Source organism: Mycobacteroides chelonae, from assembly GCF_016767715.1.
In the GTDB taxonomy this organism is placed as follows: Bacteria; Actinomycetota; Actinomycetes; order Mycobacteriales; family Mycobacteriaceae; genus Mycobacterium; species Mycobacterium gwanakae.
Genome location: NZ_CP050145.1, coordinates 54,495 through 77,589, shown reverse-complemented (window position 1 = coordinate 77,589; position 23,095 = coordinate 54,495). Strand labels below are relative to the sequence as shown.

Annotated in this window: 19 protein-coding genes; 11 read left to right on the top strand and 8 right to left on the bottom strand. The window is 65.5% G+C overall.

What is annotated here, in order from left to right; translation table 11 throughout:
* The first annotated feature begins 128 nt into the window (after nt 1-128).
* The 4 genes from HBA99_RS00380 to HBA99_RS00365 are packed head-to-tail and all read left to right on the top strand — an operon-like array spanning nt 129 to nt 4,234.
* A complete protein-coding gene (locus HBA99_RS00380) occupies nt 129-1,742 on the top strand; it encodes a flavin-containing monooxygenase (RefSeq protein ID WP_070951736.1) in 1,614 nt (537 codons plus the stop codon).
* Nucleotides 1,739-2,533, top strand: coding sequence for a mycofactocin-coupled SDR family oxidoreductase (locus tag HBA99_RS00375; protein WP_081347652.1), 795 nt, complete (start codon nt 1,739-1,741; stop codon nt 2,531-2,533). Before HBA99_RS00380 ends, HBA99_RS00375 begins: the two co-directional genes overlap by 4 nt.
* 8 nt (nt 2,534-2,541) lie before the next feature.
* The gene (locus HBA99_RS00370; RefSeq protein WP_109394491.1) at nt 2,542-3,372 is read left to right on the top strand and encodes a mycofactocin-coupled SDR family oxidoreductase; all 831 of its coding nucleotides are present in this window, start codon (nt 2,542-2,544) and stop codon (nt 3,370-3,372) included.
* A 25-nt stretch (nt 3,373-3,397) separates the two neighbouring features.
* A complete protein-coding gene (locus HBA99_RS00365) occupies nt 3,398-4,234 on the top strand; it encodes a sulfurtransferase (protein ID WP_070931852.1) in 837 nt (278 codons plus the stop codon).
* Between the two features lie 4 nt (nt 4,235-4,238).
* Here the strand turns inward: HBA99_RS00365 and HBA99_RS00360 are convergent, their stop codons facing one another.
* The 4 genes from HBA99_RS00360 to bla all read right to left on the bottom strand — a co-directional run bounded on the left by HBA99_RS00360 (nt 4,239) and on the right by bla (nt 7,576).
* The gene (locus HBA99_RS00360; protein WP_070931854.1) at nt 4,239-4,628 is read right to left on the bottom strand and encodes a DUF1304 domain-containing protein; all 390 of its coding nucleotides are present in this window, start codon (nt 4,626-4,628) and stop codon (nt 4,239-4,241) included.
* A 26-nt stretch (nt 4,629-4,654) separates the two neighbouring features.
* The gene (locus HBA99_RS00355; protein ID WP_459543433.1) at nt 4,655-5,902 is read right to left on the bottom strand and encodes an MFS transporter; all 1,248 of its coding nucleotides are present in this window, start codon (nt 5,900-5,902) and stop codon (nt 4,655-4,657) included.
* A complete protein-coding gene (locus HBA99_RS00350) occupies nt 5,895-6,533 on the bottom strand; it encodes a GntR family transcriptional regulator (protein WP_070932428.1) in 639 nt (212 codons plus the stop codon). Before HBA99_RS00350 ends, HBA99_RS00355 begins: the two co-directional genes overlap by 8 nt.
* Nucleotides 6,534-6,658: 125 nt before the next feature.
* Nucleotides 6,659-7,576, bottom strand: a complete 918-nt coding sequence (gene bla / locus HBA99_RS00345) for a subclass B3 metallo-beta-lactamase (protein ID WP_070952377.1) — start codon at nt 7,574-7,576, stop codon at nt 6,659-6,661.
* Between the two features lie 59 nt (nt 7,577-7,635).
* Here bla and HBA99_RS00340 point away from each other — a divergent pair, with 59 nt between their 5' ends.
* The 3 genes from HBA99_RS00340 (at nt 7,636) to HBA99_RS00330 (ending at nt 10,592) form a co-directional block, all read left to right on the top strand.
* On the top strand, nt 7,636-8,781 hold the full coding sequence (locus HBA99_RS00340) for an acyl-CoA dehydrogenase family protein (RefSeq protein ID WP_030096216.1): 1,146 nt from the start codon (nt 7,636-7,638) through the stop codon (nt 8,779-8,781).
* Nucleotides 8,782-8,876: 95 nt separating this feature from the next.
* Nucleotides 8,877-10,127 (top strand): lipase LipE, encoded by a 1,251-nt coding sequence (gene lipE, locus HBA99_RS00335; RefSeq protein ID WP_070923210.1) that lies wholly within the window; start codon nt 8,877-8,879, stop codon nt 10,125-10,127.
* Nucleotides 10,128-10,205: 78 nt separating this feature from the next.
* Complete coding sequence (locus tag HBA99_RS00330; protein WP_070951737.1) at nt 10,206-10,592, top strand: heme-binding protein; 387 nt, start codon at nt 10,206-10,208, stop codon at nt 10,590-10,592.
* Between the two features lie 6 nt (nt 10,593-10,598).
* Here the strand turns inward: HBA99_RS00330 and HBA99_RS00325 are convergent, their stop codons facing one another.
* From HBA99_RS00325 to HBA99_RS00315, 3 genes are read right to left on the bottom strand one after another with little or no spacing between them, the layout of a single operon-like run.
* A complete protein-coding gene (locus tag HBA99_RS00325; protein WP_070931859.1) occupies nt 10,599-12,002 on the bottom strand; it encodes a mycothione reductase in 1,404 nt (467 codons plus the stop codon).
* A gap of 50 nt (nt 12,003-12,052) precedes the next feature.
* Entirely contained in the window at nt 12,053-13,195 is a 1,143-nt protein-coding gene (locus HBA99_RS00320) for a sensor histidine kinase (protein ID WP_070952378.1), read from the bottom strand.
* A gap of 44 nt (nt 13,196-13,239) precedes the next feature.
* Nucleotides 13,240-13,866 carry a response regulator gene (locus HBA99_RS00315; RefSeq protein ID WP_030096221.1) on the bottom strand — a complete coding sequence of 209 codons (627 nt, stop codon included), beginning with the start codon at nt 13,864-13,866 and terminating at the stop codon, nt 13,240-13,242.
* 195 nt (nt 13,867-14,061) lie between these two features.
* Here HBA99_RS00315 and HBA99_RS00310 point away from each other — a divergent pair, with 195 nt between their 5' ends.
* The 3 genes from HBA99_RS00310 to HBA99_RS00300 all read left to right on the top strand — a co-directional run bounded on the left by HBA99_RS00310 (nt 14,062) and on the right by HBA99_RS00300 (nt 17,348).
* Entirely contained in the window at nt 14,062-14,376 is a 315-nt protein-coding gene (locus HBA99_RS00310) for a hypothetical protein (protein WP_030096222.1), read from the top strand.
* 178 nt (nt 14,377-14,554) lie between these two features.
* The gene (locus HBA99_RS00305) at nt 14,555-15,784 is read left to right on the top strand and encodes a MinD/ParA family ATP-binding protein (RefSeq protein ID WP_070951738.1); all 1,230 of its coding nucleotides are present in this window, start codon (nt 14,555-14,557) and stop codon (nt 15,782-15,784) included.
* A 103-nt stretch (nt 15,785-15,887) separates the two neighbouring features.
* Nucleotides 15,888-17,348 (top strand): carotenoid oxygenase family protein, encoded by a 1,461-nt coding sequence (locus HBA99_RS00300; protein ID WP_070951739.1) that lies wholly within the window; start codon nt 15,888-15,890, stop codon nt 17,346-17,348.
* Between the two features lie 24 nt (nt 17,349-17,372).
* Here HBA99_RS00300 and HBA99_RS00295 read toward each other — a convergent pair whose 3' ends face one another.
* A complete protein-coding gene (locus HBA99_RS00295) occupies nt 17,373-19,043 on the bottom strand; it encodes an NAD-binding protein (protein WP_070951740.1) in 1,671 nt (556 codons plus the stop codon).
* 136 nt (nt 19,044-19,179) lie between these two features.
* On the opposite strand from HBA99_RS00295, the gene hrpA reads away from it, so the two are divergent.
* Entirely contained in the window at nt 19,180-23,064 is a 3,885-nt protein-coding gene (gene hrpA / locus HBA99_RS00290; RefSeq protein ID WP_070951741.1) for an ATP-dependent RNA helicase HrpA, read from the top strand.
* Nucleotides 23,065-23,095: the final 31 nt, after the last annotated feature.

Below are 23,095 nucleotides of genomic sequence, written 5' to 3'. Positions count from 1 at the left end.
CTTGATAGTGCGCTCACCACCCCATCCCCATGGGATGTTTTCCCGATCAGCGGTCCGTTGGATCTGATTGACCGGTCACCGGGAACGGGGGACCGGGGGATTGCGACACGGACCTAGCGTGGCCAACCGTGAAGGCCCTCGTAAAAGACGTTGATGTGGTGGTGGTCGGCGCCGGTTTCGCCGGGTTGTATGCCCTGCAACGGCTGCGGTCACAGGGCCTGTCGGTCATCGTGTTCGAAGCAGGCTCTGACGTGGGCGGCACCTGGTTCTTCAACCGGTACCCGGGTGCGCGCTGCGATGTGGAGAGCATCGACTATTCCTATTCGTTTTCCGATGAACTGCAACAGGATTGGGACTGGACCGAGAAGTACGCCACCCAGGAGGAGATCCTGAGGTACATCAATCACGTCGCCGACCGATTCGACCTGCGCCGCAACATCCGCTGCCGTACCCGCGTCACGTCGGCGGTACTTGACGAGGGACAGATGTCCTGGACTGTGCGTACCGACCGAGGGGACGAGGTGACAGCGCGGTTCTGCGTCATGGCCACCGGCGCCTTGTCCACCGCCAACATGCCCGACATCCCCGGGCGTGATGCATTCGCCGGCGAGCTGTACCACACCGGACACTGGCCGACGGCAGGCGTGGATTTCACCGACAAACGCATCGGGATCATCGGAACGGGATCCTCGGGTATCCAATTGGTGCCCATCGCCGCCCAGACCGCCGGCGAACTCTTCGTATTCCAGCGCACCGCCAATTACAGTGTCCCCGCGGGCAATACCGTGATCACTCCGCAACGCCGCGCCGAGGTGAAGGCCAGCTACGACGAGCGGCGGCGACAATCCCGGGCAAGTGGCGGCGGCTCCCCACACCAGGCCCATCCCAAGAAGACTCTGGAGATCACCGCCGAAGAGCGGCGGGCCGCGTTCGAGCAACGCTGGGATCTCGGCGGGGTGCTGTTCGGTAAGACCTTCCCGGATCAGACGACCGACGTGCGCGCCAACGACGAAGCGCGCGCCTTCTTCGAGGAGAAGGTGCGCGCTGTCATCGACGATCCCGCCGTCGCCGATGTTCTCATCCCGACGGATCATCCCATCGGCACCAAGCGAATCTGTACAGACACCAACTACTTTCAGACATTCAACCAGGATCATGTGCATGTGGTGGATCTGCGCACCAGCCCGATCGAGTCGATAGACGTCGACGGAATTACCACCACTGCACAGCATTACAGACTCGACATGATCGTCTTCGCCACGGGGTTCGATGCCATGACGGGCTCGCTGAATCGGATCGATATCCGGGGCCGGGGCGGCAAGACACTCCAGGACACCTGGCGGGCCGGGCCGCGCACCTATCTGGGGCTCGGGGTCGACGGATTCCCCAACCTGTTCATCGTGACCGGCCCGGGCAGCCCCTCGGTGCTGGCCAACATGGTGCTGGGCGCCGAGCAGCATGTGGATTGGATCGGCGAGCTGTTGGGACATATGGCCGAACACGGCTTCTCGGCAGTGGAGGCCGACCCTCGAGCCGTCGACGACTGGGTCGCCGAGTGCAATGAACGCGCCGCCTCCACCATGTTCCCGCAGGCCAACTCGTGGTACCTCGGCGCCAATATCCCCGGCAAGCCAAGGGTTTTCATGCCGTTCATCGGTGGTTTCGGCGTGTACGGGGCCATCTGTGCCGATGTCGCTGCCAGCGGGTACAAGGGCTTCGCCCTGAGCGGTGGCAACGCGTGACACGGCTGCTGGGGCGGGTTGCGCTGGTCACCGGCGCAGGCCGGGGCATGGGGCGCACGCATTGCGAGCGCCTCGCCGACGAGGGTGCCGATGTCATCGCGATCGACCTACCGGGCTGCACCGAGCTGGCTGACACCGTCAAAGAGGTGCAGTATCGCGGCCGGCGCTGCGTGCCCGGCTTCGCCGATGTCCGCGATCCGGAATCACTCACCCAGGCCATCGATGCCGGAGTGCAGATGCTGGGACGGCTGGACATCGTCGTCGCCAACGCCGGAATCTACGAAAGCCTCGGCCCCTCCTGGGAGATCACCGCAGATGCCTGGCAGCGGTCGCTCGACGTGAATCTGACGGGTGTCCTCCACACCGTTCAGGCGGGGGTGCGACATCTGACGTCGGGCGGCTCCGTCGTGGTCATCAGTTCCACGAACGGCCTTAAGGGCACCCCCAACACCGTGCACTACACCGCGAGCAAGCACGCCGTCGTGGGCCTGGCCCGCACGGCCGCCAATGAGCTGGGACCGTTGGGTATTCGGGTCAATACCGTGCATCCGGGCGCGGTCAACACGGGGATAATCCTCAATCCCGAGGTCATCGCTCGCCTGCGGCCGGACCTCGCACATCCCACCGAGGCCGACGCCGCCGAAGCCCTGGCGGAGCGCACCTTGTTGCCGGTGCCGTGGGTGGAAACCGTGGACATCAGCAATGCCGTGGTGTTCCTGGCCTCCGACGAAGCGCGCTACATCACCGGCACCCAGCTGGTGGTCGACGCCGGACTAACGCAGAAAGTGTGATGAATCGCGTGACAGGACGATTGGCGGGCAAGGTGGCGCTGGTCACCGGCGCCGCCCGGGGTATTGGGCGTGCGCAGGCGGAGCGCTTCGCGCAGGAGGGTGCCGATGTCATCGCTCTCGATATCTGCGCGCCGGTGCACACCACCGTCACGCCGCCCGCGACACGGGCCGACCTGGACCGGACGGCCGATCTGGTGGAGTCTTACGGCCAACGGGTCATTCCGGGTGTGGTCGACGTACGGGATCTGCGTGCGCTGGAGACCTTTGTCACCGACGCGGTTACCGCATTCGGCGGACTGGATGTCGTGTGTGCCACCGCCGGAATCAGCTCGCGCAGCATGCTCGCCGAGATGAGTGAAAGCGTGTGGCAGACCATGCTTGACGTCAACCTGACCGGCGTGTGGCATACCACCCGCGCCGCGATTCCACACCTGATCAGCCGTGGCGGCGGCTCCATGGTGTTGGTGAGCTCCATCGCCGGGCTGCGCGGTCTCGTCGGGGTCTCGCACTACGTCGCGGCCAAGCATGGCGTGGTGGGGCTCATGCGTTCACTGGCATCGGAGTTGGCGCCGCACAAGATTCGCGTGAACACCGTGCACCCCACCAACGTGGATACCCCGATGATCCAGAACGACCATGTGCGACGGATGTTCCGGCCCGACCTTGAGGAACCGACTCAAGAAGAATTCGCTCACGCCGCCAAGACCATGAACATGCTCGACCTGCCGTGGGTGCAGCCGCTCGATATCGCCAACGCCTCACTGTTCCTGGCCTCCGACGAGGCGCGCTACATCACGTCGGTCGCCCTGCCCGTCGACGCGGGCAGCACGCAGCGGTAGCAGCGTTCGGCGGTACCGTCGAGGCATGAACGTGCTCATCTCGGCCGACGAACTCGCACAACGCCTGTCCGATTTTCGCGTTCTCGATGTGCGCTGGACCGTGATGCAGCCGAACGGCCGCGCGGCCTACCTCGAGGGTCATCTTCCCGGCGCGGTGTTCGTTGACCTGGATGCCGACCTCGCCGACCACGCGGTGACGGGCCGTGGCCGCCATCCGCTGCCCACGCCGCAGGCTCTCCAGGCCAGTGGCCGGCGCTGGGGTCTGAGCGACGGTGACGCCGTGGTCGTCTACGACGATTGGAACGGGCAGGCGGCCTCGCGCGCCTGGTGGCTGCTGCGTGCCGCCGGAGTTGCCGATGTCCGGATTCTCGACGGCGGCTGGGCGGCCTGGCAGCGCTTCGGAGGACCCGTCGAGGCGGGAGAGGTTGTCGCCGAGCCCGGCGGGATCACCATTTCCTCGCTGGACGGCTTCGCCTCGGTCGACGCTAATGCGATTGCTTCCCAAGCGGAATCACCCGATGCCTTGGTCCTGGACGCCCGGGCGGCAGCCCGCTACCGCGGCGACGAAGAACCCCTGGATCCCCGCGCCGGGCACATCCCCGGTGCCGTCTCCGCTGCGACTGCCGAGAACCTCACACCGCAGGGCACATTCCGGTCCGCTGCCGAATTGCGCGAGCGCTTCGAGCTACTCGGCGCCGGACGGCACCCTGTCACGGTGTACTGCGGGTCCGGTGTCACCGCCACGCATCAGATCGCGGCGTTGGCCGTCGCGGGATACGACGCCGCCCTCTATCCGGGGTCGTGGTCGGAGTGGTCGAGCGATCCACAGCGCCCCGTCGCGACCGGGCCCGATCCGAGCTAGCCGATCAGAGCGCCAGCCCCACGGCCAGCGCGATAACCCCGAGAAGTGGCGGCACCAGCTGCTTGAGCGCGGCTGACGCCTTGTCCGGCGACGAGATCAACAGCACCAGTCCGGCCGCGACCATCGAACCGGCGCCGGTGAACACCAGCGTCGCACCGACCGACGTGCAGCCCCGTGCCCACAGCACCGTGCCGACCGCGATGGCGATCGCGAGGAACAGGTTGTAGAAACCCTGGTTGAAGGCCAGAGGTTTCGTCACCTCGGCCTCTTCGAGCGTGCGAACACCGAAAATCTTGCGCGTGTTCTCACTGGTCCACGTGATCGATTCCAGATAAAAGATGTAGACGTGGATGAGCGCGGCGATTCCGGTCAGTACCAGCCCTGCGATGATCATGCTGCGAGAGCCTATCCGTCTCGCCGCTAACGCAGAGCCGGCTCGGGCGTCATGCCGGATTCCGCCGCCTCTAAGGGGGCCGCTTCGCGGATATCTGTGCGCGAGTTCATCGCCAGCACCACCATGCAGAGCGCCGCCAGTATCGCGCCACCGCAGAGCAGCACGGGGTGTGTCAGCACCGGCAGCGCGTCACTGAGCATTGTCAGCATCATCGGCACCCCGAAGCCCAGGTAGGTCAGCCCGTAGAAGACGGCGGTGAGTCCGGCCAGGTCCGTGGGCCCGGCGATCCGGTTCACCTCCTGGAGCCCGCTGACCAGTGCCGTCCCATACCCCGCACCCAGCACCAGCGCGGCGATCAGGACCCATGGGATCGTGAGCCGGTGCGCGGCAACGGCGGCCAGCGCCATCCCCGCGGCGACCAGCGCCAGCCCGATGATGCCGAGCCGCGCGGTACCCGGCCGATCGATCCTGGGCGCAAGCAGCTGTGCGGTGAAACCGCAGCCCAGGCAGACCAGACAGCACAACGCGGAGAACGCGATGCGCTCGCCCGGGAGTGTCGGGGCGATGAGCGTGGGCAGCACCGCGTACGCCACCGCCGCCGAGCCGAACACCCAGGGCGCCAAGGGCATCACAACGAACAGGAAGCGGCGACGGCGCGCGGCAGGGATCTTCAGATCGTCCACCAGCCGACCCGGCGCTCGCTCGGCCGCAGACTCCGGAACCGAAAGTCCCAGTACCGCACCGGGAATCGTGATCGCGATGTTGACCAGGAACGCCAGGTGCTGAGGCCAGGGGCCCCACTGCGCCAACGCTCCGGCCACGGCCGCACCGAGCGCGAATCCCGCGGTCAGGCTCATGGCTCCGCGCCGCGCACCGGCGCCGATCCGGTCAAACGGGGGAGCCGACAGTTCCTTGACCCATGAGCTTCCTGCGGCCATGGCCAGGCCCAGCGCGATACCGGAGAACACCCGCCCCGTGAAGAGCAGCGCGAAATGCTGTGCCCCCAGGGCCAGCACCAGGGACCCGGCCATCGAGATGAACGGGGCCGGCAGCATCACCGCACGTCGGCCGTAACGGTCCGAAAGTGGTCCGCCCAGGAAGAGCGCCGGGATGATGCCCAGCACGTAGGCGAATAACAGTGTGTCAACGGATGCGGCGGATTGCCCGGCCTGCCGATACATCACCAGCAGCGGGGTGAACTCGTTACCGCCCCAGGCAATTCCGAACATCGCGAGGGCCACCCGCTGCCATGGCGCCAGCAGTCGGCTAGTCACGCTCGGTCACCACTTTCATGTGCTCCACCAGCTCGACGCTGAAGCGTGCCGCGTCGCCCGCCGCAAGCGCGTCCACCAGCGCGCGGTGTCCGGCAACCGAGCGTGCGACCCGCACCGGGTCTACCCCGATGGCGGCCGCCGCCATTCGGCGCTGACGCTCGCGAAGGCTGTCGTAGAAGTTCTCCAGCAGTGGGTTTCCGAGCTTGGCCACGATCGCGCGGTGGAAGTCCACGTCTGCGGCGGCAAAACCTGCGGCATCGCCCTGCGCGGCACGCCCCAATTGCACCTCGATGAGCGCTGACAGGTCTGACAGGAGTGCCGGAGATGCGCCGCGTTCGGCAATGCGCGCCGCGGCAGCACTCTCCACGACGCGGCGCGCGTCGACGACGTGTCGGCGTTCCTCTGGGGTGATGGGCACGACCAGCGCCCCGCGCTTGGGATAGAGCCGCAGCCAGCCTTCGGTTTCAAGCCGCAGGAAGGCTTCCCGCACGGGAGTGCGGCTACACCCCATCCGCGCCGAGATCTCCCCTTCGCTCAGCAGCTCACCGCCGGGGATATCGCCGCTGAGGATGCCCTCCTTCACCGAGCGATACGCCTCTTCACTTGCGGAGATAGCCACCGTTCGAATAATAGACACAACTTGTATCTAAGATGAAGACGGCAGCCATCGCAAACCGAAAAACACACTTCACGGGGTGTTCAGCGTCACGTTGGGCCGGCTATCGATGCCGCCGTCACCGCAGACGCACCGCCTCGCTAGCGGGCCGCCTGCTCGTCGGCGATCCGCTTGTCCAGCTTCGCGTCGAACGTGTTGGCGAGCGTCGTGCACGCCGTCGGGTCAATCATCGGATTCGGGTCACGTTGCGCCGCGAGCCTGTTCAGCTTCGTGATGTCGTCGGCTTGTTCGGGGTGCACGGAGAACAAGATGTCGCAGGGCAGCGCGCGCACCGTCTGAATGCTCTGCCGGAACCTGGACACGTGGCCGGGCGCAAAACGGTAGTTACCGGTGGCGACAGCATTGAGGCTATCGGCGTAGACCATGTCCAGGCACCGGCCTCCCTCGCACGATTTCCAGGTCCAGCTGACACCTCCGGGTGTGTGGCCCGGCGTGAAATGCGCTGTCACCGAAACATTTCCGAGGTTCAGCACCTCCCCATCGGCAATCTCCCGCACTCGTTCAACGGCAGGGAAGGCTGCGTTCGCGGTATCGGAGGCCTGCGGATCATCGACGGACACGTGCCCGGCGCGCAGCGACTGTGCACCGATAGGGCTCGATACCGCGGTGGCGCCACTGTCATGGACCACCGCGGCGATACCGCCGGCATGGTCGACGTGAGTATGCGAGGACAACACGTACTTCAGGTCCTCGACGGCGAAGCCAAGCGTGCGGATGTTGTCCTCCACCTGGGGCGCCGATTGCGGCATGCCCACGTCCAGAAGAATCAGACCCTCGTCGGTCCGAATCAGCACCGAACTGATGCCCTCGGTCCCGACGTAATAGGTGTCACCGTGCACACGGATGGGCGCACGCGGCTGCGTCCAGATCGGGTCTCCCGCCACCGGTGCGGTCAGCGAGTTCCCGTGTTCATGCTGTTCGGGCCCCTCCGGCGAGGCAGTGCAGCCCGCGACGAGGACAGCGAGAGCGGCGGCGGCGAGCAGTTTCACGATCTCCATCCCTACCACCTCACCGAACACCCGAGCACGCGGATTTAGACGCGTGCTTCGATAACACCATGCAACGCACTATCTACACCGAGGACCACGACGCGTTCCGGGAGTCCGTGAAGACATTCGTGCAGCGCCACGTCGAGCCGCGCGCCGAGAACTTCATCGAGCAGCGCTACATCGACCGCGAGCTGTGGCTAGAGGCCGGCAAGCAGGGCTACCTGGGGCTCGACGTGCCCGAGGAGTTCGGCGGCAGCAGTGCCGGCGACTACCGCTACAACGCGGTTCTGCAGGAGGAGCTGTCGCGCTCCAGCGCCGCACTGGCCTCCTCGATGTCCATCCACTTCGACATCGTCGCCCCCTACCTGGTCGAGCTGACCACTGATGAGCAGAAGCAGCGCTGGCTGCCGAAATTCTGTAGTGGCGAGATGATCACCGCCATCGGCATGACCGAACCGTCGGGCGGCTCCGATCTGGCGGCCCTCAAGACCACCGCGGTCAAGGACGGTGACGACTGGGTCATCAACGGCTCCAAGACGTTCATCACCAACGGCGCGCGCGCCGATCTCGTCGTCGTCGCCGCGCGCACCGCACCCGAGCTCAAGGCCAAGGGCATCACCTTGTTCGCCGTCGAAGAGGGCATGCCCGGCTTCGAGCGCGGCCGCAAGCTGGACAAGGTGGGCCAACCCGAGGCCGATACCGCCGAACTGTTCTTCACCGATGTGCGGGTGCCCGCCGAGAACGTGATCGGCGAGGTCAACCAGGGATTCATCTCCATGATGCAGCGCCTGCCCCAGGAGCGGATGGGCTGTGCGGTCGCCAACATCGCCCACGCGGCCGCGGTACTCGAGGAGACGATCGAGTACGCCAAGGAGCGCAAGGCGTTCGGTCAGCAGATCGGCAGCCTGCAATACAACAAGTTCCTCATTGCCGAGCTCGTCACCAAACTCGAAGCGGCGCAGGTGTATGTCGATCAGGGTGTGCTCGCGCACAGCAAGGGCGAGCTCTCGGCGATCGATGCCGCGAAGGCCAAGTGGTGGTCCTCTCAGGTGCAGAACGAGGTCATCGACGCCTGCGTGCAGCTGCACGGTGGCTACGGCTACATGAAGGAATACCGCGTCGCACGGGCCTGGATGGACGCGCGCGTCACCAAGATCTGGGCCGGTTCCAACGAGATCATGAAGGAGCTCATCGGTCGCGACCTGGGCTTCTGATCCGACCCCGCCCGGGCCGCTACCGTCGAATGGGAATCTGGCGAGGCGTTTGGCCGGAATTTCCTCGTGAGATTCACACTCGGTGAAAGGGCATCATGACTGACGACGGACGCATACGGGTTCCAGCAGATCTGGACTCGGTGACGAACATCGGCAGCGGCGATCAGGCCGAGGACCACTCCGAGATCGATCCTGCCGCCGTTGAGCGCATTTGGCAGGCGGCCCGGTACTGGTATCAGGCGGGTATGCACCCGGCGATCCAGGTGTGTTTGCGGCACAAGGGAAAAGTGATCCTCAACCGTGCCATCGGGCATGGTTGGGGTAACGGGCCCACCGATCCGGCCGACGCCGAGAAGATCCCCGTCACCACCGACACGCCGTTTTGCGTGTACTCGGCCGCCAAGGCCGTCTCGACGACGGTGATGCATCTGCTCATCGAACGCGGAGCGCTCTCGCTCGACGACCGTGTGTGCGAGTACCTGCCCACCTTCACCAGCCGCGGCAAGGATCGCATCACCATCCGCCACGTGCTGACGCACAGCGCGGGCATCCCGGTGCCCACCGGACCCCGGCCGGATGTCACCCGGATGGATGACAGTGAGTACACCCGCGAACAGCTCGGCCAGCTGCGCCCGCTTTACCGTCCCGGCCTGGTGCACATGTATCACGCGCTGACCTGGGGGCCGTTGGTGCGCGAGATCGTGCTCGGTGCGACCGGCAAGAGCATCCGCGACATCCTTGCCACCGAAATCCTTGATCCCCTTGGGTTCCGGTGGACCAACTACGGTGTCGCCCCGGAGGATGTGCCGCTGGTGGCACCGAGCCATCCCACCGGTAAGCCACTGCCCGCACCCATGCGCGCGGCCTTCCGGGCGGTGGTCGGCGGGACGATGCACGAGATCATCCCGATGTCGAACCAGCCCTTCTTCCTCACCGGCGTGGTGCCGTCGTCCAACACCGTCTCCACCGCGAACGAACTGTCCCGCTTTGCCGAGATCCTCTGCCGGGGTGGCGAACTCGATGGGGTACGGATCATGTCCCCCGAGACCATCCGGGCCGCGGCGGCACCGGCCCGGCGCCTGCGGCCGGACATGGCAACCGGCGGCATGCCGATGCGCTGGGGGACCGGATACATGCTGGGCTCCAAGCGGTTCGGACCATTTGGGCGCAACTCGCCTGCGGCGTTCGGGCACACCGGGCTGGTGGACATCGCCGTGTGGGCGGACCCCGCCCGGGCGCTATCCGTCGGTGTGGTCAGCAGCGGCAAGCCGGGTAACCACAAGGAAGCCAAGCGCTACCCCGCCCTGCTGGACCTGATCGCCTCGGAGGTACCGCTCGTCTCCTGATGTTTCAGCACTCGTTTACGGGGTACACCTCGCGTGGATCGGGGATCAGCAACTGCCCCCAGCGAAGGAAACATCGACATGACGCTCTCCCACACCCTCATGCGCCGGGCCGCCAGCACCGCCGGTGTGCTCGGCTTCATCACCGCGACAGCGGTATTGCCCACGGCGTCGGCCGCGCCGGACTGTAGCCGCGAGAGGCTCTCCAACACCGTCGGCTCGACAACGATCGCCGCCCGCGGATACCTCGACAGTCACCCCGGTGCACGGGCGGTGCTCGACGCCGCGCCCGACCAGCCGCGCGCCCAGGCCGCCGCGAACATCCGCGCGTACTTCACCGCCAACCCCGGCGAGTACCACGAGCTGCGCGGCATCCTGGCCCCGATCGGTGATGCCCAGCGCGAATGCAATGTCACCGTGCTGCCGCCGGGCCTGGCCTCGGCGTACGACGAGTTCATGGCCGGCTGAGCTCGGCTAAAGCTCCAGGCCAAGCAACGCGTTCTCGATCAGCTCGGGCAGCGCCGGGTGTATCCAGTACTGACCTCGTGCCATCTCGCGCACCGGTATCGAGAAGCTCATCGCGGTGATCAGCGATTGGATCAACGCCGACGCCTGGTAGCCGACGATGTGCGCGCCAACCAGCAGCCCTGTCGACCGGTCGGCGACCAGCTTGCACAGCCCCTCGGTGTCCTCCATCGCCCATCCGTACGCGATGTCGCCGTATGTCTGCACCTTGACCGCCACGTCGATCCCGCGTTGCCGCGCCTGGTCCTCTGACAACCCCACCGATGCCACCTGCGGACGGCTGAACACCGCGCCGGGGACAAACCGGTGATCGCTGGCGGTAGTCGGGGAATCCCAGCCGGACAGCAGATTCGCCTGTACCACCCGCGCTTCGTGATTGGCCACGTGCTTGAGCAGATAGTGCGAACTCACATCGCCGAGGGCGTAGATGCCGCGCACCAGTGTGCGCTGGTACTGGTCGACCGGCACCCGGCCCTGCTCGTCGAGCGCCAGTCCCGCCGCGGACACGTTCAGCTGATCACCGTTGGGGGTGCGTCCGGTGGCGACCAGCAGCACATCGCCCGTCACCGTTGATCCGTCGGTGAGGTCCAGTTCGACACCGGCACCATCGATCTCGCGAGCGGCCACCACTTCTGTGTTCAGCCGCACATCCCACCGCGCCGACACCACATCGGTGAAACGCTGCGCGATCGTCTCATCCTGCGCGCGCAACAGCCGCGGGCCGCGCGCGATCACCGTGACCGCCGAGCCCAAGCCACTGAAAACGTGCGCGAACTCGGCGGCGATGAAGCCACTGCCCACGATCACCACACGCTCGGGTAACTCCGGTAGACGCATGATGTCGTCGTTGGTGTGAAAGGCCACGCCGCTGTCGGTGATCACCGGCGGGATGACCGGACGTGAACCCGCGGCGATGACCACCTGCCGGGCCTCCAGGATCGTGCCGTCCGCCAGCTGGAGTCGATGGATCGGGTCGCCGTCGGTATCGGTGCCCGGCGCCGTGAATCGCGCTTCTTGCTGAAAGACCGTGATGTTGGGGCAGTCCTCGACGCGGTAGCGCAACCCACCCGCCGCGATCGGGTCGATCCTGCCGAAGACGCGTTCACGGATGTCGGCCCAGCGAGTTCCCTGCACCGAGCTGTCCACACCGAGCCGGGAGCCGTCACGGGCCTCGTCGGCCAGGTCTGCGGGGTAGACGAACATCTTGGTGGGTATGCAACCGACATTCAGGCAGGTGCCACCGTAGGCGCCCGCGTACACACCGCGATCCACGATCGCGATCTTCTGGTCCGCGAAGCGGTCATCGGGCAACGAGTTTCCGCTGCCGGAACCGATGATGACGAGGTCGTACACCTGTTCTCCATCCGTTGAGGGCGCGCTCTCTCGGTGCCGAGCGTTCCCCCTTACGCTGCCATATCGGCCGGCACCGTGACGCACACCCGGGTACCGGCGCCCGGTGCCGACGTGATCGCGACATCGCCGCCCGCGGCGTTGATGGGAACCGTCAGCGAGGCCAGCCCGATGTGCCCGTCGGCGACCGACGCGGACAGATCACGCGGATCGAAGCCGTTGCCGTCATCGGCGACCACCAGCGTCAGGAGATCGTCATCTCTAGCCAGTTCGACGTGAATGTTCTTGGCACGTCCGTGCTTAACCGCATTGGTCAACAGCTCTTTAACCGCGCGATACACCAGCGGCTGCGCCGGGGGACTGCCCACTTCCTGCAACTCAGTGCTGACCTCGACGGTGCCCCGCGCCGCGTACTGTCGGCCGAGCTCACGGACCGCCGCCGTCAATCCCAGCTCGGCGAGCACCTGCGGATGCAGGGCCGACACCGCGCCGCGCAATTCCGCTGCCGTGTCGCGCAACGACGCATGCACCGCCACCAACACCGGATCAGGTTGTCGTTCAAGAACTTCCTCGATTTCCAGACGTGCCGCCAGCAGATTCTGCAGCGGGCCGTCATGCAAGCGCTCGGCGACTTCGCGGTTGTGCCGCTCCTCGGCGCGCATCGCTTCCAGCACCAGCTGCTCGCGCGTGCGCAAGAGCTGCTCGACGTGTTCGGAGCGGCGTTTGAGCACGAAGCACATTCCGGCGGTCGCGGCGGCCAGCCACAGCAATGTCACAACGGTGAGGTACTCGTCGCCGGGAATACCGTCGATGTTGCCACTCCTGGTGTAGAACACCAGAACACCTAAATACCCTGTAGCGGTAATGGTTCCGAGGACAGCCGTCACAGCCGGCCGCTCTTGAAAGGCCACCGAAACGGGAAGCAGGAAGAACACCGGGAGCAATTCCGACGTGCCGTAACCGGAGGCCACACACAGCGCCACCACGGCGGCGATATCCACGGCGGTGGCGGCAGGGGCCACCCACATCGGGACATGTCCGCGCACCGCGATCAGCACCCACACAATCGCAGACACCGTGTACACGGCCAGTACCCCGTAATACACACCGACATGCCACATTTCGATGTTCGGGTTAGACCCCAGCAGCACAATCAGCACGATCAGGGGCAGACGTAGCCAGGCCGAAACGCGCATGGGTTCAGCGGTGAAGTACCCGGCCACCCGCTCCAGCGCCACGGCTACTCGAGCAATCCACGCCGCATGGCCTCGGCCACCGCCGCCGCCCGGTCACCGACGCCGAGTTTTTCGTACAGCCGCTGCACGTGCGTTTTCACGGTGGACGGAGCCAGGAACAGTTGCTTGGCCATGGCCGGCACGGTGAGCCCGTCGGCGATCATCCGGAGCACCTCACGTTCACGCGTGCTCAACGACGGGCCTGCCGGTTGTGCGCGCTTGCGGATCTCACCGGCCAGCCCCGCCGTGAGGCTGGCCGTCACCACGTCCCGGCCCCGCGCGCAGTCGAGCACAGCACTGACCAGTTCCGCGCGCGTGGATTCCTTCGACAGGAAGCCCGCGGCACCCTCCGCCAGCGCGTGATAGACGATCGCCGCGTCGTCATGCGCCGAGAGCAGCAGTACCCGGGTACGCAGCTCGTCGCGGCGCACGGCAGCCGCCACCTGCGTCCCGTCGAGCTCCGGCATCCGGTAATCGAGCAGCGCGACGTCGGGCTGGTGCTCTCTGATCAACGCGAGCGCACCGGCGCCATCCTGAGCCTCCGCTACCACGGATATCTGGCCGCTTCCGGTCAGCGCCCGCACCACACCCTCGCGAAAAAGCGGGTGATCATCGCCGACAACCACCCGCACAAGTTCGCCGCTCACCTGCACAAACGCAAGCTTGGCACGCCAAATCCACGTGTGTCCCCCAATTGGGGGACATCAAGATCCTCCGGTGTATCAGCCGGTCGCCCGACATACATTCCGGCCTCCGCGCCGCATCGTTGAAGTATCACCAAGCAACCCGGTGATCCAACTCAAAGACTCACTGGCACAGGAGAAATCATGAAGAAGTACATCATCGCCGGAACCGCAGCCGCCGCCCTCGCGCTGGCGCCACTCGGCTTCGCCCTCGGCACCGCATCCGCTCAGACCGACGGCTCCAACGCCCAACAGACCGTCAGCGAGCTTCAGGCACAGGGCTACAGCGTGATCGTCAGCAAGACCGGATCCAAGGCCCTCAACCAGTGCACCGCCAGCAGCGTGCGTCCCGGTCAGACCACCGTGCGATCCGATTACGGCCTGCCGAGCAACAAGCGTCCGGGCGTCTTCACCAACACCACGACCACCAAGACCATGTATGTGGATGTGACCTGCTGATTTAGCGCCGGTACCGACTACATACCAACCTCGTTCCATTTGATGCCGATTCAGACACGGGTGGGTAACGGCCCTCGCCAACCGCGCAACGACCATAAGAGACTGCGTATGCGACGGGTCTCACGCTGCCCGCGATGCAGATCGAAACTGTCGGAGCGCTGGGGCCAAACGGCTTCTGGTGGAGGAGGAGATTGCCGTGAGTGCGCCCAACGATTCCCCGGCGGACGGCTCCGAGGACGAGATCCTCGACCGGACCGGACCCATCATCCCCATCAAGCTGGGCGCGCACGCCAAACGGCAGCGCGCCGAAGCCGTCTCGCTGCAACAGCGCCAGCCCGAAGTGGAACCCCGCCCACTGCAACTGCCCCCTCGTGGCCCGCTGTCCATCGTCGATGCCGTGCCGCCCCACGATCCGCATGTCGATCTCCCTCCTGCCATCGGCGATGCCTTGGGAGCGCAGCTTCGTTCAGAAATTCTGCCCTCACCGCGTCGGCCCGCGTCCATTGGTTGGCGTAAGTGGGTGTACCGCGGGAGTTTTGGCGTCATCAACCCGGGCGAATCCCGTGAAGAGGCCGAGCTTCGTGAGCTGACCGCAGTGGTGCGCACCCCTTGGCGGGGTATCCACTCCCTGGCGGTCCTGGGCGGAAACGGCGGCGTCGGCAAGACGATGATCACCGCGGCCCTCGGTTCGGTGCTTTCAGAGCTGCGCCGCAAGGACATGGTGCTCGCCACCGACGCCGATCCGGGCCAGTCGGCCAACCTGGCATCGTGGATTGATCCGTCGGCCTCGTCCACCTTCGCCGATGTGCTGGCCCAAGACGAACCCGAACGCAACTTCGATCTGCGCTTCTTCGTCGGCCAAAATCCGGTGACCGGCCTGGATGTGCTTGCCGCCAACGCGCATTCGGTGCGTCCGCGCGGAGAACTCAATTCCGATATCTACAGCCAGGCCCACAATCGGCTGCAGCGGCTCTACAGCCTGCTGCTCACCGACACTGGCGTGGACTTCTGGCATCCGGTGATGCCTGGCGTGCTGCGGTGCGCCAACGGCGTGGTGCTGGTTGCGGCCGCCACGCCGGTCGGCGCCGAGGGCGCTGTCCGCGCGATCGAGTGGCTTATTTCCGAGGGGTACGAGTATCTGATCCCCCGCATGGTGGTGGTGATCAACCATGTCCGCGGCTACGACAGTCGCGAGGATCGCAGGAACTCCGAGCGTCTGGTCGCGGCGATGGTCGCCCGGTTCCATCGCTGGATCTCGCCGAACCACATCGTCGCCGTGCCCTATGACCCGCATATCGCCACGGCGGGCCCGCTGGACATCCATCAGCTGCAGCCCGAGACCTGGCATGGCCTGGTCACCGCGGCAGCCTCGGTCTCGGCGGGCCTGGCGAGCGCCTGGAGCGTCTAGTCGCGACGAGGCGTCCCCGGCCTCATCGATCCGACCTGGCTATTGACTTCTGATCCTCGAGGCGACCACAATCGGTCATATCTGCGAACAAATGTGTGCAGATATGGCCGATACTCTCTCTCCGCCCGAGGAGCACGCGATGACCCTTGCCGACAGCCACGTGGCCGACGCACTCAAGATGTATCGACCCGCGCAGGAAACACCCGGCGAAATCGTGTTACCCCTCCTCGGCTCCGTGCCACAAGAACTACGCGGCACCCTCTATCGCAATGGGCCGGCCGACTGGGATCATGGCGGTTTCCGCGCTGCACACCCGTTCGACGGTGATGGTCTGGTGGTGAAGTTCACCATCGACAACGGCGAGATCCGTTTCCGCTCACGCTTCGTCGATACCCCCAAGCGACGCAAGGAGACACGTGGCCGAGGTGCACACGTGCGAGGCATCTACACACAGGGAAAGCACCTGTGGGACAACATCGGCCGTCAGCCTGCCGATGCCGCGAACACTCACGCCGTCCTGCACGCCGATCGGCTACTGGCGCTCAGCGATGGCGGAAGGCCCTGGGAAATTCACACGGATGACTTGAGCACAATCGGTCCTTGCACATTCGGCGGTCAGCTGCCACGTTTCTCCCGGTTCTCACCACATCCACGTATCGACCCGGTGACCGGTGAGCTGTTCAATTTCGGGCTGGACATTTCACCATCCCTGACTGGAGCTACCGTCGCGTGCCTCCGCTGCTTCCGGGTCGATCCGAACGGCGCACTGAAACAGGTTGCCAAGATCCCCACGGACCACATCTACATTCAGCACGACTTTGCCATCACCCCAACCTATTTGGTGTTCGCGCTCGCACCGATCACCGTCGATCCCATTCAAGCAGCATGGGCAGGTCTGGGACTAAAAGCGCTCGGTGACAGCGCGGACTATCGACCCGAGCAGGGCATGAAGATCGTGCTGGTCCCTCGTGACGGGGGCCCGCACCGCGTCATCGAGTGCGATCCCCTCGTCTATGTCCACGTCGACAACGCCTACGAGGACGGCGACGATGTCGTGCTGGATATCCTGCGCCACCGAGACTTCGGCTTTCTCACCTCTGGGCTGAAGCAATTCCGCACCCAGGCGCCCACTCTGGGCTGGCCGACCCGGCTGCGGATCACGCGGACCGGAAGGGTGCACGTCACCGACTACCCGACGGATCCCGCAGAATTCCCCACACATGACGACAGACGAACTGGCCGTGAACATCGGTACACCTACCTGTCGGCCCAGAGCCAACCCGATCAGAACGTAATCGTGAAGCTGGATCGCATCACCGATACGCAACGGCACCACACGTTCGCGCCGGGCCTGGTGGCCGGCGAGCCCATTTTCGTCCCGAAGTGTCCGACCGCCGACGAGGACGAGGGTTGGATACTCACCGTGGCCTACAACAGCGGGTCCCACCGCACAGAGCTCCATATCCTCGACGCTCACGCCGTCGAAGACTCTGCGCTCGCCATCGCGATCCTGCCGGGCCACCACTTTCCCGGATTCCACGGCAGCTTCACCGACAGAATCTAGAGGCGATGATCTCGGCTTTAGCGTCTAGTCGCGACAGACCGTCCGACCCCCGCGAAGCGTCTCAAGCAGCTCCCGGTACGGGCCGACTACGTAGGCAGTATCTCCAGCCGAAAGGCGGGTATCCCGACGGGGATGCAGCCGGATCGGTAGGCCCGGCCGGGATATCGCGATGACCCGCGTCTTCGTGGACAAGTCGGCCATCCGCATTCCGGCCAGTTCACTACCTTCTTCGACCAGCACCCCGCCCACGGTGAAGGATTGCTGCCCCACCGAGAAGGTGCCCAGCACCTGCAGTCCCATCGCAGCGCCGATGAACCAGGGCGCCGCGAGTTCGACAGTGGAACGCAGATTCTCGAATCCGAATCGCTGCGCCACAGCCGTTCCAAGCGTGCGGTCGAAGACCCGAACCACCAGCGGCACGTCGGACCATCTGGCCCCCAACCGGTTTCGCACCACAATTCCGGTTTCGATATTGGTGACGTCGTCTTGGGTGAGCACCGCGACCGCCGCTGCCTCGTCGAGTCGCGCCGCATCCCACGTCTGCGGCAGGGTCGCGTCGCCGAATATCACCGGAATCCCCAGGTCGGTGACCGTCGCCAGGTATCGGTTGCTCTCCGAGCGCTCGATGATGACGACGTCGCAACCGGCCGCTTTCAGATCTGTTGCTACCCGGACGCCAAAGGAGCCCACACCGACGACGATGACGTGATCCGAGAGTTCGCGCACCTTCCGGCGACCCGAATTCTGCGCGATGCGCCGTGACAGCAGCAGATCCACCACAAAGGCCATCACCACCGCGGTAGTGGCGATTCCGGCGAACATCAGGAAGATACTGAACAATCGCAGCCACGTCGGCTGATCGACGAAGCTGAAGTCCCCGTATCCGACGGTGGCGATCGTCTCAGTAGAAAAGTACAGCGCATCAACGTAACTCATTCCGGGCCGCTGGTAGGTGTACCGCAGCAGAACGGTCGCTCCGACCAGTAGCCCTAAGGCAACGCCCAACGCCCGGAAGAAGATCGGATTCACATCGTCGCGAAAGGCGCGAACGCCGTCCAGCATTCGCGATACGGGGGAACGCCGCCGCCGCATCTTCGTCCGCCCCGACACAGCGACAATTCCCTGGGCCGCCAGCTCCTCTCCCGTACCGATCATTGCCGCCCAATCACCCTCCCGAACCGCAAGATCCCGCCCCGGGCACGCGACTACCTCTCCCGGGGTGGGCGAGCCTTCTCCATGAACGACCGCCACCGGGGCCAAGTCTCCGTAAATCCCTCGTAGGGTCCCCTCCCGCGGCACGGTCGCTCCCGAAACAATGAAATCGACACCGGCCGCGGGAATGACGTGGGTGGTGCGCCGCAGACATGCCTCCACCACCGAGCTCGCCGTCAGATCCGCGACGCTGAGCACCGCACCCGGCCCGTTGTCCGCCGCGACGGCCGCGCGCAGCACATCATTGGCAAGACGGGCAATGACCCTCATCGTGGGGTTGAGTTGCCTTGCCAGTAAGGCGATCTCGAGGTTCTTCTCGTCGTCGGAGCTCGCGCACACAATGGCAGCGGCATCGACGACACCCGCTGCGATCAGGCCTTCTACGCCGGGCAACGCTGAGACGACGACCCCTGCGCTCCATAACTCCTCGGCAATACGCACCGCCAGCGCGTCCTTGCCGTACACGATCGTGTGTCCCTGCACTGAGCTTCCCCTTCTCACCGCGCTCTTCCCCGCGTGACATGCTCGGGCAAACACGTTTCACCCTGGTCAACAGTGCATTTCCACAGTTTGACGCCGAGTCGGTGGCAGCGCGGGCAGCGCGTTTATGATTGCGTGAGTGTCCGACCTGTCCCGCGCCGAGATCCGTGCGCGCCTCGACGGCGTGACCCTTCGCGACGCGTCCCGGCTCGGCCGCCGCCTCAAAAACCTGCGCAACCCGGCCGACGCCGAGAACCTCCTCGAACAGATCTCCACCGCCGAGGCACTGGTGGCCACCCGGACCGCTGCCGTCCCGACGATCACGTACCCGGACCTACCCGTCAGCGCGCATCGGGACGAACTCGCCCGCGCAATTTCCGCGCATCAGGTGGTCGTCGTCGCCGGCGCCACCGGCTCGGGGAAAACCACACAGCTTCCCAAGATCTGTCTGGAGCTGGGCCGTGGCATCCGTGGCACCATCGGCCACACCCAGCCACGCCGACTCGCGGCACGCACCGTCGCCGAACGTATCGCCGAGGAACTGGGCACGCCCCTTGGCGAAACCGTGGGCTACACCGTCAGATTCACCGACCAAGCCAGCGACCGCACCCTGGTCAAGCTGATGACTGACGGCATTCTGCTCGCGGAGATCCAGCGCGATCGACGGCTACTGCGCTACGACACCCTCATCCTCGACGAGGCGCACGAACGTAGCCTCAACATCGACTTCCTCCTGGGCTATCTGCGCGAGCTGCTGCCACAGCGGCCCGACCTGAAGATCATCGTCACCTCGGCCACCATTGAGCCGCAACGCTTTGCGGAGCACTTCGGGGGCGCACCCATCGTCGAGGTGTCCGGGCGGACGTACCCGGTCGAGATCCGCTACCGGCCGCTGGAAGTCCCTATTTCCAGTGATTCGTCAGATGATCCGGACGACCCCGACCATGAAATCGTCCGTACCGAGATCCGCGACCAGACCGAGGCAATCGCCGACGCCGTCCGCGAGCTGGAAGCCGAACCACCCGGAGACGTATTGGTATTTCTGTCGGGTGAGCGCGAGATCCGCGATTGCGCCGAGACGCTGCGTGGCAGCTTCCGCAACACCGAAATTCTTCCGCTGTACGCACGTCTACCAACAGCAGAGCAGCATAAGGTCTTTGCGCCTCACACCGGCCGGCGCGTGGTGCTAGCGACCAACGTCGCCGAAACCTCCCTGACCGTTCCGGGCATCCGCTACGTCATCGACCCCGGCACCGCACGCATCTCCCGCTACAGCCGGCGCACCAAGGTGCAGCGCCTGCCCATCGAACCCATCTCCCAGGCGTCGGCCGCCCAGCGCTCCGGCCGTTCCGGACGCACGGCACCCGGTATCTGCATCCGGCTGTACTCCGAACAAGACTTCGAGGCCCGGCCCCGCTACACCGATCCGGAGATCCTGCGCACCAACCTTGCCGCCGTCATCCTGCAGATGGCGGCGCTGCAGCTCGGCGATATCGAGAACTTCCCGTTTCTGGATCCACCCGACAAACGCAGCATCCGCGATGGTGTGCAGCTGCTGCAGGAATTGGGTGCGTTCGATACCGGCGGCGCCATCACCGAGCTGGGGCGACGGCTGGCACGGCTGCCCCTCGACCCACGCATCGGCCGGATGATCTTGCAGGCCGATGCCGAGGGCTGCGTCGGGGAAATCCTGGTACTCGCGGCCGCACTGTCGATTCCCGATCCACGGGAACGACCGGCCGACCGCGAAGAGGCGGCTCGCCAAAAGCACGCGCGCTTCGCCGACGACCATTCCGACTTCAGTGCCTATCTCAATCTCTGGCGATACATCCAAGATCAACGAAGCCAACTCTCGGGCAGCGCCTTCCGGCGCATGTGCCGCGAGGAGTTCCTGCATTACCTGCGCATCCGGGAATGGCAGGACTTGGTGGGGCAGCTACGCAGCATCGCGCGTGACCTCGGCATCCGCGAGTCGGGTGAGCCCGCCGATCCGGGATTGGTCCACGCGGCCCTGATCGCGGGCCTGCTGTCCCATATCGGTCTGCGCGAAGGCGACTCCCGCGACTATTCCGGTGCGCGCAACACCAAATTCGTACTCGCCCCCGGCTCGGTGCTGACCAAGAAGCCACCCCGATGGGTGGTCGTTGCCGATCTGGTGGAGACCAGTCGGCTGTTCGGCCGGATCGCGGCCCGCGTCGAACCACAATCGGTAGAGCGGATCGCCGGGGATCTGGTGCAGCGCACCTACAGCGAGCCGCACTGGGACGCCGAGCGCGGATCTGTGATGGCCTTCGAGCGGGTGACTCTCTACGGGCTGCCACTGGTGCCGCGCCGCCGGGTGGGCTACGCGCAGGTGGATCCGGAGCTGGCTCGCGAGATGTTCATCCGGCACGCGCTGGTAGAGGGCGACTGGCAGAGCAAGCACCACTTCCTGCGGGACAACGCGCGACTGCTGCGCGAGCTGTCCGAGCTCGAGGACAAGGCGCGCCGGCGCGATCTGCTGGTGGGCGATGACGAGATCTTCACCCTGTACGCGGCACGCATACCGGAGGATGCCGTGTCCGCCAGGCATTTTGATGCCTGGTGGCGCAAACAGCGGCACAAGACGCCCGCTCTACTGACGTTCACACGTGACGATCTGCTGCGTTCCGAGCACGCGACCGACGATATGCCCAACACCTGGAGATCCGGTGATGTGGCGTTGCCTGTCAGTTATCGATTCGAACCCGGTGCGGCTGATGACGGCGTATCCGTGCATATTCCGGTCGAGGTTCTTGCTCGCCTGGGCGGTGACGAATTCGCTTGGCATGTACCGGCTCTGCGTGAAGAGCTGGTCACCGCCCTCATCCGTTCGCTACCGAAGGATCTGCGCCGCAACTTTGTTCCCGCGCCTGACACCGCCCGTGCGGTGCTCGAGAACATTGAGCCCGGATCCGAACCGCTGGTGTACGCGTTGGGGCGGGAGCTGCACCGGCTCACCGGCATCCGTGTACCCACCGATGCGTTCGACCTGGACAAAGTGCCCCCGCACCTGCGCGTGACCTTCGTGGTCGAGTCCGCCGACGGCACCGAGGTGGCACGTGACAAGAACCTCGATGCGCTGCAGCAACAGCTCGCGGGCTCCACCCGCCAGGCCGTGGCGGCGGCGGTCGCGGGGGATTGGGCGCGCAGGGATCTACGCGGCTGGCCGGAGGACTTACCCGAATTGCCCTGCACCGTCGAACAAGTCAGCGGCGCCCACACCGTACGCGGATATCCGGCGCTGGTGGATACGGGCAACGCGGTGGACATTCACGTCTTCGCCACCGCTGCCGAGCAACGGGCCTCCATGGCGGCGGGCACCCGCCGCCTGCTGCGGCTGTCGATTCCATCACCGATGAAAGCCGTTGAACGCGGCCTGGACCCGCGATCCCGGCTCGTACTCTCGTCCAACCCAGATGGTTCCTTGGCCGCGTTGCTCGACGACTGTGCCGACGCAGCCGTCGATCTGCTGGCCCCCGCACCGGTATGGACCCGGGCAGAGTTCACGGCGCTCCGCGACCGTACGGCACAGAGTCTGGCAGCCACCACGCTCGATACCGTGCGCCGTGCCGAGAAGGTTGTGACGGCCTGGAGTGAGGTACACGTGGCGCTGCCCACCACAGTGCCTGGGGTGCAGGCCGATGCGATCGCCGACATGCGCGATCAGCTCGCCAGACTCCTGGAGGCGGGATTCGTCGCGGCCACCGGCGCCGCGAAGCTGGCCGACCTTGCGCGTTACGTCACCGCGATCGGTAAGCGACTGGAACGTCTGCCCCAGGGGGTGGAGGCGGACCGCGAACGCATGCAACGCGTGCATGCAGTCGAGGACGTCTACGACGATCTGCTGCGTGATCTACCCGCCGGGCGCTCCGATGATCCCGATATCAGGGATATCGCGTGGTTCATCGAGGAATTGCGGGTGAGCCTGTGGGCCCAGCAGCTCGGCACCGCGCGTGCGGTCAGTGAGCAACGAATCATCAAGGCCATCAACGCAGCTCGATAGGTTTCGTCGGATCGGCAAAGCATAAGGGCCA